A 13,504-nucleotide genomic window follows, 5' to 3' on the forward strand; every position below is an offset into this window, starting at 1 on the left:
TTTCTTTTTCATATCAAAAGGAGTAACATGACCCTTGTGATTTTGACAACGTAAATATTTCATAGAGAGAATTGTAGAAACAAGGGAGAATACACATGCCGAACAAAAACACCGAACAGCTCAGTTTATTTAAAATATCGTGGCCGATCTTCATCGAGCTCGCGCTCCATATGGGGACCGGGATTATCGCCACGCTCATGTTGGCCCATTACTCAGATGCCGCCGCTTCTGCCGTCGGCGTCGCCAACCAAATTTTGAACGTCTTCTTAATCGTCTTCAGCGTGACGTCGGTCGGCGCGACCATCTTGATCGGTCAAGCCATCGGCGCCAATCGGATGAAGAAGAGCCGCGACTTCGCCCGTTCTGCCGTCAGCTTGAACATGTGGCTCGGCGTGATCATGGTCGCCGTCGTGTTCTTGTTCGGTGAGACGTTCCTCCGCCTGTTCGGTCTATCGGATGAGCTGTTCGACCACGGTCTCTTGTTTTTACAAATCGTCGGGTTGTCGCTCTTCACCGAGGCGCTCATCATGGCGCTCAGTTCCGTCCTCCGGAGTCACGGGATGACGAAACATGCGATGCTCGCGACGCTTCTCATCGATATCATCACGGCCATCGGAGCCATGATTGCCGTCATGGGTTGGTTCGGCCTCCCGGTGACAGGTGTCGCCGGTGTCGCCTGGGCCATCGTCATCGCCCGTTTCTCGGCGATGGTACTCTTGTTCTGGATCGTCAAGAAGCGACTCATGCTCCGCTTCCCGCTCAAAGAATTGATTAAGCCGCAACGCGATGATATCCGTGCCTTGCTCCAAATCGGGGTACCATCGGCCGGAGAGAACTTGTCGTATCAGTTCTCACAAATCATCATCACCGGTTTCATCGCCACGATGGGTGAGGCGTCCCTCGCCGCCCGCGTCTACGTCATGAACCTGTCGATGCTCGCCTTCTTGTTCACGGTCGCCGTCGCGCAAGGGACGCAGCTGTTGATTGCCCGTGACATCGGCGGGAAACGGTTTAAAGAGGCGTATACCCGCGCCGTCAAGACGTTGAAGCTCGCCATGTTCGCATCACTCGTGGCCTCACTCGGACTCGCCGTCTTCGGTAAGTCGTTGCTCGGCCTGTTCACGTCGAACCCGGACATCATCGCCGTCGGCGTACCGATTTTATGGGCGACGCTCATCCTGGAGCCAGGTCGTGCCATGAACATCGTCTTGATGGGCTCGCTCAAGTCGGTCGGCGACGTTCGCTTCCCGGTCATGATTGGAATCGCCTCGATGTGGGGCGTCGCCGTCGTCTTCAGTTATTTGTTCGGTCTCCAGATGGGGCTCGGCGTCCTCGGGATTTGGCTCGCCTTCTCACTCGACGAGTGGTTCCGCGGTTTCTTCGCCTTCCGGCGCTGGAAATACGGGACGTGGCAACAAAAAGGCTTCCAGTTCGAACCGAAGCCAACTTCATAACCAATCAAAAAGAAGCGGTCGCTGTGACCGCTTCTTTTTTTATCGATTATCGATTTAAGAATGCCTGCATCGCCTGGCGATGAACGTCCGTCTGCCCACATTTCCGTTGCCAGATAATCTCTTGCTCGAGCCCGTCCTCGAACGAATCGGCCCGGAACAACGCCTTCATGCCTTGCACCGCCGTCGGTGACTTGGCTGCGAGCGTCTCGGCGTATGTCGTCAACCGTTCCAAGTACGCCTCATCCTCGACGAGCTCCGTAACGAGACCGAACGTCTCGGCCTGTTTGGCGTCAATCGTGCTGCCGCTCCACATCCAAGCGAGCGCGAGATCTGGCCGCATCAAGCGTCGCAAATGGTACGGTCCCCCGGCGTCGGCGACGAGACCGATTTTGATGAACGCCGAACTGAACTTCGTCGACCTTGCGACGAGCCGGACGTCCGCGGCGAGCGCCAGACTGAGACCCGCCCCCGCGACGACCCCATGAATGCCGGCAATGATTGGTTTCGGACAGTCGGCAAGCGCCCGCACGAGCGGATGATACACCTCTTCTAAATACACTCCATAGTCGGCGTCACTCTCAATCGTCAAGTCCTGTCCCGATGAGAAGGCACGCCCTTGCCCGACGAGCACGATGACGTGGACGGCCTCATCCGCCACGAGCTGCTCCATCGCTTCCCTCGCCTCACGAAGCAACGTTTCATTTAATGCGTTCAATTTTTCCGGCCGGTCCCATTTCAGCCAGCCGACCCCGTTCCGCTGTTCCAGTTGAATCGTTTCCATCCTAATTTCCCCCTTCATGATAAAATGAATCACTGTTCATTTCTCTATCGTGGATTCTGTTTCCTTCTTGTCATGAAAACTTTCCGAGTTCGATTGCCCGACGCTACCACTATTTGCTATTCTTAAAAGAGTCGTTCAACGAAAGGGTGGGACTGATGCAACTGACAAACGCCGCAAGACAACTGAAACAACGGAACGTCCCGTTCACGTATCACACATATGAAGTGGACGAGTCCGACGTCTCGGCCAAGCATGTCGCCGCATCACTCGGTAAACCGCTCGACCAACTGTATAAAACGATTTGTCTCGAGAACGAGCAACGCCGATTCGCCTTCTTTTTGATTTCAGGAGAGCTCGATATCGACTTAAAAGCGGCCGCAAAAGCCTGGGGCGCCAAAAAGGCTTCGCCCGTACCGGTGAAGGAACTCGAGGCACTGACCGGGTACATCCGGGGCGGGGTCTCGCCGATCGGTGCGAAGAAACGATTCCCTGTGTTTCTTCACGACAGCGCCAAACAAAAAGACACGATTATCATCTCGGCCGGAAAACGCGGCTATCAACTCGAACTCGCTCCGGCTGACTTGCTCGGATTCACGGACGGTCGCTGGTTCACTCAATAACAAAGATGGAGGCAATACCTATGTGGAAAGAACGAATCCGCTCGTGGATTCCTAACTCATTTACGTTCGGCAACTTGTTCTGTGGCGTCTTGGCCATCGTCTATGCGGCGCGCGGCGACTTTTCGAACGCGACGTTACTGATTATCATCGCCATGATGCTCGATAGTCTCGACGGACGGCTGGCCCGTATGCTCGGAGTGGCCGGTGACTTCGGGAAAGAACTCGACTCGCTCGCCGATGTCGTCACGTTCGGGGTCGCCCCGGCGTTACTCGCCTACTACACGTTCTTTATCGATTACGGCAATTACGGCCTCTTCTTCGCCGCCCTATTCCCGCTGTTCGGCGCCTACCGCTTGGCCCGCTTCAACTTATCGGCGACGAACGTCACGGCCAGCTACTTCTCAGGCGTCCCGATCACCGCGGCCGGCGGACTGCTCGCCGTCGTGACGACGTTCGGGGACCAGATTAATGAACTGCTCACCCCAATCTTTTTCACGGGTCTCGCCCTGCTCATGGTCAGCCGCGTGCGTATCCCGAGTTTCAAAGATGTGCCGCTCCCGCGCCATTCGTTCATCATCACAGTCAGTCTCATCTACTTGACGTACATGATTTTCGCCCGGTGGAAAGAATGGCCGTCGTTCTGGTTCATCGCCGTCACATTCTACGTCTTATTCATCGCCTTCTCGTTCGTCAAGAAACGAAAACGGATGGCGAATTGATGGGTCCCTCTCGAGGGGCTCTTTTTTTGCATGCATTTATTAGACGGATGTCACAAACCTCTCTAGAATGGTAATAGAGGTGATGAAATGAAAGTGTATCCATGGATTTGGAAATGGTTTTTAGTTTGGTATGTCATCGGGGTCGTCCTCGTTGGCTTTGATTTGTTGCCGAGTTGGCTCGAATGGGCAAACCCGGTATTCTTATGGCTCGCTGGGGCCATCGGTGGTTGGGTGATCGCGGACGGCGTCCGCCACGCCCGGTGGATTGTCCCGTTCATCTTCTTCGGCTCAATCGCTGTCGAGACGCTCGGTGTCAAAACCGGGTTCCCGTTCAGCGAGTATATCTACGCCGAGGCGTTCGGTCCGACCGTGTTCGGTGTACCGGTCACAATCGGTGCAGCCTGGCTCGCCGTCATCGGCTCGAGTTTTGCCGTCGCCCGCTTGTTCTCGTTCAAGAACCGCACGCTCTGGCTCGTCCCATTCCTCGCTGTTTGGCTCGACATGGCAATCGATCCGGTCGCCGCGAACGTGAAAGGCTATTGGGAATGGGCCAATGACGGTTTGTATTATGATATCCCGACGCAAAACTTCGTCGGCTGGTTCGGACTGTCGCTCATTTTCTCTTGGTTACTCGACCGGTTTGAAGTCGAGGCGGAACCGATGTTGCTCGGGCACGGCCGTTATTTGTTCGTCATGCTTCACGCCTTGTTCGGAGTCACGGCCGTCAACGCCGGTCTCTACGGGATCGGTGTCCTCAGCCTCGTGACCGCCGCAGGTCTCATCTTGATAGAACGGAGGAGCCGTCATGATCGAAGCGAGCAAAAAGAAATGGTTCAATAACCTGTTCTCGACGTTCGTCAAAGAGCGTCAAATCCGTCCGTTTTTCCATACGATTCACGTCCGGGCCGATGACGTGCCGACACCTGGATTGTTTTTGAGCACACACAGCTCGTGGTGGGACGGGATGATTCTGCTCATGTTGAACGAATATTATTTGCGTCACGACGTCCACGTCTTGATGGATGAGGATGGACTGCGCCGCTTCCCGTTCTTCCGCCACTTAGGTGCGTTCTCCATCAAAAAAGGCAAACTATCGGACGTGCGCGCCTCGCTCGACTATGCTAATCGGCTGTTACTCGCTGGCAAGTCCGTCTGGGTGTTCCCGCAAGGACGTGAGTATCCACAGGAGCATCGCCCGCTCGAGATCGGTTCCGGTGCAACGATGCTGATTCACAATCCAGAAGTCCGGTTGTGCGCCATCTATTATACGTTCGCGTCCCACGCCGCCCCGCTCGTCTATGTGCGGTTCCGCAACCATACGGTCGTCTCTAAGACGCGACGTGACCAAAAACAAGAGCTCGCCAAAGCACTTGAGCGACTATATGACGATACGCGCGACGACGTGATCGCACAATCCGACCGCTATATCGAGCTGTTCCCTCCGAAGCGCAGCTTGGCGGATTGGACAGAGCACGTGCTCCAACTCGGAAGAGGCCGCTCATGATTCTGTTCGTCATCACGTCCCTGATGCTCGTCTTCACGCTGGTGAACTTGCTATTCCTCCGGCCGCTCACCGCTCCGGCCCCTGTCCCTTCGACCGCGATTTGCATCCCGCTTCGGAACGAGGAGCGGAACGTGCCGAAACTCGTCACAAGTTTAAAGGCAGCCTTGACGGATGAATGTCACGTTTATTTGTATGAGGACCGGTCCGAGGACGGTACATATGAGGCGCTCGTTCAAGCGATTGCGGGCGATTCCCGCTTCACCATCTTCCGTGGGGTGCCGCTCCCGGAAGGCTGGGCCGGTAAAGTCCATGCATGCCATCAGTTGGCGACCCGGACGACCGAGCCGTATGTATTGTTCCTCGATGCCGACGTGACGATCGACCCGACGTTCATCGGTCGACTTCACGGCACACTCGCCCGCGAAGGAGCGGTCTTCTTGTCCGGCTTCCCCCGTTTCCCGACACCGACTTGGCTCGGCAAACTGTTGATTCCGATGCAGCACGTCTTAATCGCCCAGCATTTGCCCCTGTTTTGGCGAAAAGTCCGTCATCCTGCCTTCGCCGCGGCCAACGGGATGAACGTCCTCGTCGAGCGGGCGAGCTACGAGGATGTCGGAGGGCACGCCTCGATTCATGATTCATTGATTGACGACATCGATCTCTGCCGCGAGTTCAAACGTCGGAAAAAGATCACGTCGCTCGTCAACGTCTCGCCGTATATCACGTGTGACATGTATGCGACGAATGAAGAAGTCTGGAATGGGTTTTCAAAGAACGTATTCAAGGGAATGAATGAAGCAGTGGGCATCGCCCTTTATTTCTTTCTCTACTACGGCATCCAGCTGTCTGCTTTCATCGTCTTTCTCGTCCGCATGGACTGGATTTCATTCTTGGCATGCGCGTTCGTTTTGCTCGCGCGCCTCGCCATCGATGTCAAATCGGGTGGCCGCCAGTTTTGGCTCCACCCGTTCAGTCTCATCGCCTACTTGCTCCTCTTGTCGAGCGCGGTCGTGCGCAAATGGCGACGGAAGCCGATTTCATGGAAAGGCCGGACGTATCAATAATTAGGAGGCATACTATGAAACATATCGCCATTATCGGGGCCGGTCTCGGCGGCTTGAGTGCCGCCGTCACCTTGGCCGCCCGCGGTTACGACGTGACCGTCATTGAAAAGAACGAGCATGTCGGTGGGAAGCTCATGCCGATTATCACCGATGGACACCGCTTCGACTTCGGACCGAATACGATTACGATGCCAGACGTGTTCCGCTCCGTCATCCGCAACAGCGGCGCCAACCCGGATGACTATTTTGAGCTCGTCAAACTCGAGTCGCACACGGTCAACCACTTCTCCGACGGTTCGACGTTCACATTCGATTCGGACCGCGAAAAAATGGAAGCTGAGGTGCGCCGTCTGACCGGCGACAAAGCCGATAAAAATCAATTGGCCGCTTACTTAGACGAGGCGGAAAAACTGTTCGAGATTGCCAATCACCGCTTCTTCACGCGGATGGACTCGAAAATCGATACCGGTCTTTGGGCCGACATGATGAAAGTGCATCCGCTCAAGAGCCTGCATGCGCTCCATAAAAAGTACTTCAAGGACCCTCGCATCATCCAAGCGCTCGACCGGTATGCGACGTATATCGGCAGCAGCCCCTACGTCACACCAGGCACGTTCGCGCTCATCTCGCATCTCGAGCTGAATGACGGCGTCTATTTCGCCAAAGGTGGGAACTGGACGATCGCGAAAGGCTTCGCGAAACGGGCGAGCGAGCTCGGCGTCGAGTTCCGGCTCGGCCATGAGGTGACGAAAATCGAAGTGACGAACGGGAAGGCCCATGCGGTCGTCATCGACCACGAAGAGGTCATGTCTTGCGATGCCGTCCTTCTGAACGGGGAACTGCTCACGCAATATCCGCGTCTCGTCGACGCGATGGACCGTCCCTCGTTCCCGGTACCGACACGCGACACGATCGAGCCATCGGTGTCCGCTTTCGTCATCATGATCGGCTTGAACAAACGATTGAACCTCGCCCATCACAACGTCTATTTCTCAGACGACTACGAGGCCGAGTTCCGGGCCTTGTTTGAAGAGGAACGCTATGCCGATGAGCCGACGATCTATATCTCGAACTCGGCCCATACCGACCCGTCAATGGGAGAAGCCGGCGATAACTTGTTCATCCTCGTCAATGCGCCGGCCCATATGACCGATATCGATGCCGAGACGTATGAGCATTTGATTCGTCGACGGCTCCGCACGTTCGGTGTCGATTGGGAAGACAGCGATGTCTTGTTCCATCGCCGCGTCACTCCACTCGATTTGACCCGTGATTTTTACGCCTACTACGGAGCGCTTTACGGGACGTCGGCCAACTCGAAAAAAGGAGCGTTTTTCCGTCCGTCGGCCCGTTCCGAAGACGTCTCAAACATCTGGTTTGCGGGCGGTTCGACCCACCCTGGTGGCGGTAGCCCGATGGTGACGCTTTCAGGACAATTCGCGGCCCGATCGATGTTAGAGGACATACCTCTGACAATTTGAACATTTTGTGAACAGAGGATTCGACACTTGTCGACACGGGACAGACGTGATAATATCATATTCGAGTTCAAGCAGTTTTGTAACGTTAGTTACACCTGTAGCGATCGAATGGCTTCCCCGAGCCTATCGCGTTTTGAACTTGTCACACCCGAGAAAAAAGTGATGAGCGAGTTTCCCCACTCGTATCCCGCAGCTGGAACAGCATGCATCTGATGTTCCCCCTTAGTCCATCAAGCATCCTGCTTCAGCGAAGATGCCCCATTGTTTCATTCCCCATGAAACGAGGCACATCTTTAGGGTTCATCACGTCCGATTCGTTCGTTTCCCCGATGAACGAATCACATAACGCTTACACCACTTTTGGTCCCCCGCCAAAAGTGGTTTTTTTGTGCGCAAAAAAGGCAGCCGTCTCAAGACGACCGCCCTTGCTTATAATCTGGTCAACAGTTTGCCTTTTTGAATCGTCGAGACATACGCTCGCTTCGTGAAGACGTCATGCCCGTTCTGCCGGGCCGCATCTAAAATCCCTTCATAGAGGAGCGCTGCCGCCGCGACAGGCTTCCGGCTCGTCACAGGATACAAGTGATGCGTCTCCCGAGCGCTGCTGTATAACGCTTCCGCGCGACGGGCCACTGTCTCCCAGACGTCGATGAACGCCGGAGTCACTTGCCGCGCAAACAAATCGGCTTCCTCGACACCGAACTCGGCGAGCAACGATTGGGGCACATAAATCCGGTCCCGATCGAGGTCTTCCCCGACGTCGCGCAAGATGTTCGTCAACTGCATGGCAATTCCTAAATCGATGGCGCCTTGCTTCAATTGCTGGCGTCCACCCGCATCGGCGTCCGGCGCGAGAATCGGTAACAGCATCAAGCCGACGGTACTGGCCGCGTAATAGCCATACTGCTCCGTCTCCTCGAGCGTCGCATAACGCGTCTTATGTAAGTCCCATTTCATGCCTTCGGCCAACTCGAAGAACGGTTCGACGTCCATGTCGTATCGCTTCCAGACATCCTCGAGCGCCACCCAGAGCGCATCCGGCAATGGTTCGCCCGCCAAGAAACGATCGAACTCGGCCAAAAAATGCGTCAAACTTTCCTCGGGGCTATCAGATTCGTCGACCGCGTCATCGAGTGTCCGACAAAACGTATAGACCGCAGCCACGGCTTGGCGGTCAGGTTTAGAGAGCAGGGAAAAGGCCCGATAGAACGTGAGCGAGCCTTTTTTCATTACGTCTTCACATTGACGATACGCTTCTTGTGTCGTCATGGTACAATGCCCCCATTTCTTCTTCCATTCTTTTCACTAACAGTTGCGAGCCGATCATGACGATTGGAACGCCTCCGCACGGATGGACCGATGCCCCGACCGCATAGAGACGGTCGATCTGGGCATACGGACGGGCCTGCGGTTTGAACGCGGCCGACTGGGCCAATTTCGGGGCGATGCCGAAGCTTCCGCCCTCGAACAAGCCGAATCGTTCCGCGTCCATCGGCGTCCGGACTTTCATTTCCAAGACACGGTATCTGAAATCGGGCACCATCCGTTCGATGCGGCCGATCAAATGCTCGATCGCACCGCTCGCTTCGAAGTCTTTCCGTTCCAATTTACGAGGCACCGGTACGAGTACGTACAGCACGCTCGTGCCCATCGGTGCGAGCGAGTCATCGATGAGGGACGGATTGAACGTATACATTGCTGGATACTTGCTCAGTTTACCATCTTCGAAGATGGTCCGCATCGACCCGGCGAAATCAGTCGGCAAATCGAATTGGTGGACCGGCAAGTCGATGTCCCCGTTCACGGTAAAATACAACAAGAGCGTCCCACTCGACGGTTCATACGACTTTGGCTTGACGCCATCAATCAAGCGTTCCATGAGCGGGAAGTCGCCGTTGACGACGACCGCATCATACGGATGGACGACTCCGTCGACGACGACCGCATCCGCCCGACCTTCGGCGACGCGGACGCGTTCCACGTTCGCGTTCAGCTTGAACGTGACGCCCCGGCGCTTCAACTCTTGTTCTATTTTCGTCGCCAGCGAGAAATATCCTCCTTTGACGTACCAAATCCCCTCTTCTTGCTCCCGATACGGAATCAAGCCATAGAGGGATGGCGTGTCATACGGGTTGCCGCCGATGTAGAGCGTTTGCAGACTATAGGCGACACGAAGACGTTCGTCCTTAAAGAAGCGTTTCATGTTCTCGTGGGCCGTCTCATACGCCTTCAAGCGCATGAGGAGCATCAATAACTTCGGCTCGAACAAATCTGTCTTGCTCTTATAGCCCCGGTCCAAGAACGCGTCGAAGCCGAGGCGATACTCTTCTCGTTTTTGGGCCATATATTTTTTGAATCCGGCACCCTCGTTGAAAAGACGGTCGATTTCGGCCGCCTGGCGCTCGATATCGCGATATTTATAGAACGTCGTCCCATCCTCATAACGGAGGCGATAGAGCGGGTCGACTTCAAGCAGTTCGAGCTCACGTTCCGGGAACCCGGCTTCTTGAAGCTGACTTTTCAGTTTCCCGGGTAACAGGACGATGGTCGGCCCCTCATCGACGCGGGCGCCGTTATCGAATTCGACATAATTGAGTCGCCCCCCGACGCGGGATTCTTTCTCATAGATGGTCACGTGTAGCGACGGATATTTATGGGTCAGGAGCAAGGCCGCGTAAAGCGACCCGATTCCGGCACCGACGAAGCTGATGTTCATTGGCCGACACCTGCCCGGTCACGCAATAGGTTCGCCGTGATCCGCGCCGACTCAAAAATCGTCGGCAGTCCGCTGCCTGGATGAGTGCCCCCTCCGACGAGCCAGACGTGATCGAGTTCCTCGAACTGATTGTGTGGACGGAAATACATCATCTGCGATAAGTTGTGTCCGAGATTGAACGTGGCTCCTTCATATACACCGAACGCTTCCCAGTCGTTCGGCGTGAGCGGCTGCATGACCTCGATATGGTTACGAATGTCGCGATACGGTGAACGCGTCTCAAGCGCATCGAGGACACGTTCCGTCATCGTCGCCTCGAGCTTCTCCCAAGGCAAGTTCGACAGATTATTCGGGACCGGCACGAGGACGTAGAGTGACGATTTACCGGCTGGTGCCAGCGTCGGATCAATGTTTGACGCGTTCTGCACGTAGAAGGAGAAGTCTTCACTCAGCTTCAAGTCTTGCGTCATCTCTTTCACGTTGCGCTCGTAGTCGTCTGCGAAATGAATCGAGTGATGGGCGACGTCGTCATAGACGCGATCGAGCCCGAGATAGAGCATGAACGTCGAACACGAGTAGCGCTTCTTCTTCAGTTGTTTCGGACTCCAACGCGTGAGCGCATCGCTCGGGACGAGCGTCGTCATCGCATGGGCGAAATCGGCCCCGACAATCACTTCATCGAACGCGTAATGCACGTTGTTCGCCACGAGACCGTTGACACGCTTCCCATCGAGCAAGAGACGGTCAACGCCTTCTCCGAGACGAATCTCACCGCCCTCTTCTTCGATGACGCGCGCCATCGCTGTACATAGTTGGTTCACGCCGCCAATCGGATGATGGACGCCGTAGGCATGCTCCATATACGACAAAATCGAGAAGCCGCCAGGGCAATCCCAAGCCGACATCCCTAAATATTTGGCTTGGAACGTGAAGGCGTACTTCAGCTCCTCGCTCGTGAAGTATTCCGATAACACGTCATATAACGATTTACCAATCGACAAGAACGGCAACGCCTTCAAGACGCGTGTAGCCACGTAATCCGTCAGCTTGTCATGCGCCGTCTGCAGGACCGGCATCAACTTCGACAGCTTGATGGCTTGTTCGGCCATGAAACGTTCATAGCCTTCCCCGTTCCCAGGGAATTGCTCTTCAATCGCCTGATGCATTTGATCACGGTCGGTCGTCATCGACAGTACCCGATTCCCTCGATCGAAATAAAGGTCGTACATCGGTTCAAGGCGTTTCATCTCGACGTAGTCATGTAAATCGCGACCCGTCTCTTCGAAAATCTCTTCTAAAATATACGGCATATTTAAAAAAGTCGGGCCACGATCGAACGCGAATTCTCCGACTTGAAGACGAGACGTTCGTCCACCGACGAATGCCTGCTTCTCAAATACTGTTACCTTCACACCACGGCTTGCGAGCAGCATCGCAGCCGCAAGTCCTCCTGGTCCGGCACCGATCACGGCGACTCTTTTTTCCGACACGTTGAACAACTCCCTATGTGAATAGTCTCTTATGCTTCTATCTCATTATAGAAATGACTGGAGACAAGTTCAAATTTGAATCGGCTCGTCGTGTGTCCGCCATGTGTCAATTGCCGCGTTCGGCAATGACGATATACCATGATCCTTCCGGGATGAATGGGATAAAGCGAATATTTTCAAAGCCGACTTGCTGCATTTGACGGCGCAACTCTCGAATTGTCGGTAACGGATGCAAGTTGTCATGGAGGGTCATGAACGCATTGAACGCCGAGGCAAACCGAGAGCCGAGCGGCGTCTCTGCGAGCGGAGTGACGAGGACGGCGACACCGGACGCTTCGAGGTTCTCGAGCATCCGTTCGAGCAATTCGATTCGTTTTTCTGGCGAGAAGTAATAGAGCATGTTATTCATCATGACGGCATCGAACCGGTCCTCATGATCCCATTCCATGAAATCGGCCACTTCGTAACGAATATCGCCTGACTCATCCTGCTCCCGGGCTTCGGCGATGACGTCCTCTTCTAAGTCAATCCCGGTCAACTTCCACTCTGGTTCGAGGCCATGCAGTTTACGCAAGTAACCACCGTGCCCGCATCCGATATCGAGCATCGTCTTCACGTCGGCCTGACGCAACAGTTGTTGAACGACTGGGAAAGCGACCGTCTCGACGAGCGTCGACGTCTGTGCAACGACCTGTCCATGCGTCGCCCCATCGAACGTCTTCTGTTTGCCCGACTCTAAAAAGTCAGGGTAAGCGATGAGCGCCGGGATATGCAGCTCCATCATCTCTTGCAGCATGAAACCGATACTGCGCTCATCCTCATGCGACAATTGATATTTCAAACTACGTGTCGGGAAGTAACGCCAGCCTCTCTTCTTCAAATGACGAACGGCGACCCCCACTTCAAGCCAACGCTCCAGCGCGAGCTTCGTCAACGGTTGCTTCAAGCGAAGCGTCATCTCCGCAAAGCTGGCACCGCCTTGGAGTGCATCGAACAATCCATATTTATAGCCGATATATCCGTGCCAAAGCGGCAGGAACGATTCCGTTTGTTTCATCCATCTTCGCGCGTGCAAGACGCGTGACCATTCATTCATTTGTTGTTCCATCATTTCACCTCATCATCGTTATCACTGATTTTTTTATTTTCCCCTAATAATTTACGGACAAACAAAAAAATCCCACTCCGATGTGCGGAATGGGAATCAACCTTAAATGAAATTGCTAAAGAACGACTGTCCGTATGGCAACGCATAGCCGATGAAAATCGTCACGAGTGCAAGTACGACGAAACCGCCGAACATCGCGTTCGCTGGTTTTTTCTTCTTCACACGGATGAGCGTCATCTCACCGAAGATGAGCGTGAGCAGTCCGACCGTGATTTTCACGTGATAGAACATGCCGCCACCGTTCAATTGTAAATACAAATAAAGTCCTGTGCCGAACGCGACGAGCAACATGAGTCGAAACACCATGTGGGCAATCTTCCCGCTCTTGTTCGCGTTCTTATAGCCGACGTAGGCGACAGCGAACAAGACGAGTAATAAAATCCAGCTCGTGACGTGCGTGTGTAGGAATGCAGTCAATGGCATTCAAAGTCCCCCTTTCCATTATGTACAATCTCTATTGTACACGAGTCGCTCGCTTTACGGTCAAGCAGGTGATTGAAAAATCTT

General features: G+C 54.5%; 13 protein-coding genes. 7 read left to right on the top strand and 6 right to left on the bottom strand.

The annotated features are described in order from the left end of the window. The first annotated feature begins 95 nt into the window (after positions 1-95). The gene (locus ACZ2GZ_RS11665; RefSeq protein WP_021066671.1) at positions 96-1,454 is read left to right on the top strand and encodes an MATE family efflux transporter; all 1,359 of its coding nucleotides are present in this window, start codon (positions 96-98) and stop codon (positions 1,452-1,454) included. 46 nt (positions 1,455-1,500) lie between these two features. On the opposite strand, the gene ACZ2GZ_RS11670 is transcribed toward ACZ2GZ_RS11665, so the two are convergent. After that, positions 1,501-2,235 carry an enoyl-CoA hydratase/isomerase family protein gene (locus ACZ2GZ_RS11670; RefSeq protein WP_021066672.1) on the bottom strand — a complete coding sequence of 245 codons (735 nt, stop codon included), beginning with the start codon at positions 2,233-2,235 and terminating at the stop codon, positions 1,501-1,503. Between the two features lie 155 nt (positions 2,236-2,390). On the opposite strand from ACZ2GZ_RS11670, the gene ybaK reads away from it, so the two are divergent. The 6 genes from ybaK (at position 2,391) to ACZ2GZ_RS11700 (ending at position 7,623) form a co-directional block, all read left to right on the top strand. Next, complete coding sequence (gene ybaK / locus ACZ2GZ_RS11675) at positions 2,391-2,855, top strand: Cys-tRNA(Pro) deacylase (protein WP_058763054.1); 465 nt, start codon at positions 2,391-2,393, stop codon at positions 2,853-2,855. A gap of 20 nt (positions 2,856-2,875) precedes the next feature. Further along, positions 2,876-3,574, top strand: a complete 699-nt coding sequence (gene pssA, locus ACZ2GZ_RS11680) for a CDP-diacylglycerol--serine O-phosphatidyltransferase (RefSeq protein WP_021066674.1) — start codon at positions 2,876-2,878, stop codon at positions 3,572-3,574. Between the two features lie 87 nt (positions 3,575-3,661). Further along, entirely contained in the window at positions 3,662-4,414 is a 753-nt protein-coding gene (locus ACZ2GZ_RS11685) for a carotenoid biosynthesis protein (RefSeq protein WP_021066675.1), read from the top strand. Beyond that, on the top strand, positions 4,380-5,078 hold the full coding sequence (locus tag ACZ2GZ_RS11690; RefSeq protein WP_029595951.1) for a lysophospholipid acyltransferase family protein: 699 nt from the start codon (positions 4,380-4,382) through the stop codon (positions 5,076-5,078). Before ACZ2GZ_RS11685 ends, ACZ2GZ_RS11690 begins: the two co-directional genes overlap by 35 nt. Further along, positions 5,075-6,142, top strand: coding sequence for a glycosyltransferase family 2 protein (locus ACZ2GZ_RS11695; RefSeq protein WP_029595952.1), 1,068 nt, complete (start codon positions 5,075-5,077; stop codon positions 6,140-6,142). The genes ACZ2GZ_RS11690 and ACZ2GZ_RS11695 overlap by 4 nt, the downstream gene beginning before the upstream one ends. Positions 6,143-6,156: 14 nt before the next feature. Beyond that, a complete protein-coding gene (locus tag ACZ2GZ_RS11700) occupies positions 6,157-7,623 on the top strand; it encodes a phytoene desaturase family protein (protein WP_058763052.1) in 1,467 nt (488 codons plus the stop codon). A gap of 429 nt (positions 7,624-8,052) precedes the next feature. On the opposite strand, the gene ACZ2GZ_RS11705 is transcribed toward ACZ2GZ_RS11700, so the two are convergent. From ACZ2GZ_RS11705 to ACZ2GZ_RS11725, 5 genes are all read right to left on the bottom strand, one after another. After that, the gene (locus ACZ2GZ_RS11705) at positions 8,053-8,892 is read right to left on the bottom strand and encodes a phytoene/squalene synthase family protein (RefSeq protein WP_058763050.1); all 840 of its coding nucleotides are present in this window, start codon (positions 8,890-8,892) and stop codon (positions 8,053-8,055) included. Continuing rightward, a complete protein-coding gene (locus tag ACZ2GZ_RS11710; protein WP_058763048.1) occupies positions 8,861-10,339 on the bottom strand; it encodes a phytoene desaturase family protein in 1,479 nt (492 codons plus the stop codon). The genes ACZ2GZ_RS11705 and ACZ2GZ_RS11710 overlap by 32 nt, the downstream gene beginning before the upstream one ends. After that, positions 10,336-11,862: a phytoene desaturase family protein gene (locus ACZ2GZ_RS11715; RefSeq protein ID WP_125318023.1), complete on the bottom strand. Its 1,527-nt coding sequence runs from the start codon at positions 11,860-11,862 to the stop codon at positions 10,336-10,338. Before ACZ2GZ_RS11715 ends, ACZ2GZ_RS11710 begins: the two co-directional genes overlap by 4 nt. Positions 11,863-11,935: 73 nt before the next feature. Further along, positions 11,936-12,937, bottom strand: coding sequence for a class I SAM-dependent methyltransferase (locus ACZ2GZ_RS11720; RefSeq protein ID WP_021066683.1), 1,002 nt, complete (start codon positions 12,935-12,937; stop codon positions 11,936-11,938). A gap of 102 nt (positions 12,938-13,039) precedes the next feature. Next, positions 13,040-13,420 carry a YisL family protein gene (locus tag ACZ2GZ_RS11725; RefSeq protein WP_029595956.1) on the bottom strand — a complete coding sequence of 127 codons (381 nt, stop codon included), beginning with the start codon at positions 13,418-13,420 and terminating at the stop codon, positions 13,040-13,042. Between the last annotated feature and the right edge of the window lie 84 nt (positions 13,421-13,504).

The sequence above is a fragment of the Exiguobacterium sp. KKT215 genome (assembly GCF_055635335.1).

Bases quoted from the DNA above. Each gene is read 5' to 3' on its own strand.
- ACZ2GZ_RS11710 (WP_058763048.1), bottom strand. From the start codon at position 10,339: ATGAACATCAGCTTCGTCGGTGCCGGAATCGGGTCGCTTTACGCGGCC.
- ACZ2GZ_RS11695 (WP_029595952.1), top strand. From the start codon at position 5,075: ATGATTCTGTTCGTCATCACGTCCCTGATGCTCGTCTTCACGCTGGTG.
- ACZ2GZ_RS11665 (WP_021066671.1), top strand. From the start codon at position 96: ATGCCGAACAAAAACACCGAACAGCTCAGTTTATTTAAAATATCGTGG.
- ybaK (WP_058763054.1), top strand. From the start codon at position 2,391: ATGCAACTGACAAACGCCGCAAGACAACTGAAACAACGGAACGTCCCG.
- ACZ2GZ_RS11725 (WP_029595956.1), bottom strand. From the start codon at position 13,420: ATGCCATTGACTGCATTCCTACACACGCACGTCACGAGCTGGATTTTA.
- pssA (WP_021066674.1), top strand. From the start codon at position 2,876: ATGTGGAAAGAACGAATCCGCTCGTGGATTCCTAACTCATTTACGTTC.
- ACZ2GZ_RS11690 (WP_029595951.1), top strand. From the start codon at position 4,380: ATGATCGAAGCGAGCAAAAAGAAATGGTTCAATAACCTGTTCTCGACG.
- ACZ2GZ_RS11685 (WP_021066675.1), top strand. From the start codon at position 3,662: ATGAAAGTGTATCCATGGATTTGGAAATGGTTTTTAGTTTGGTATGTC.
- ACZ2GZ_RS11700 (WP_058763052.1), top strand. From the start codon at position 6,157: ATGAAACATATCGCCATTATCGGGGCCGGTCTCGGCGGCTTGAGTGCC.
- ACZ2GZ_RS11670 (WP_021066672.1), bottom strand. From the start codon at position 2,235: ATGGAAACGATTCAACTGGAACAGCGGAACGGGGTCGGCTGGCTGAAA.
- ACZ2GZ_RS11720 (WP_021066683.1), bottom strand. From the start codon at position 12,937: ATGGAACAACAAATGAATGAATGGTCACGCGTCTTGCACGCGCGAAGA.
- ACZ2GZ_RS11705 (WP_058763050.1), bottom strand. From the start codon at position 8,892: ATGACGACACAAGAAGCGTATCGTCAATGTGAAGACGTAATGAAAAAA.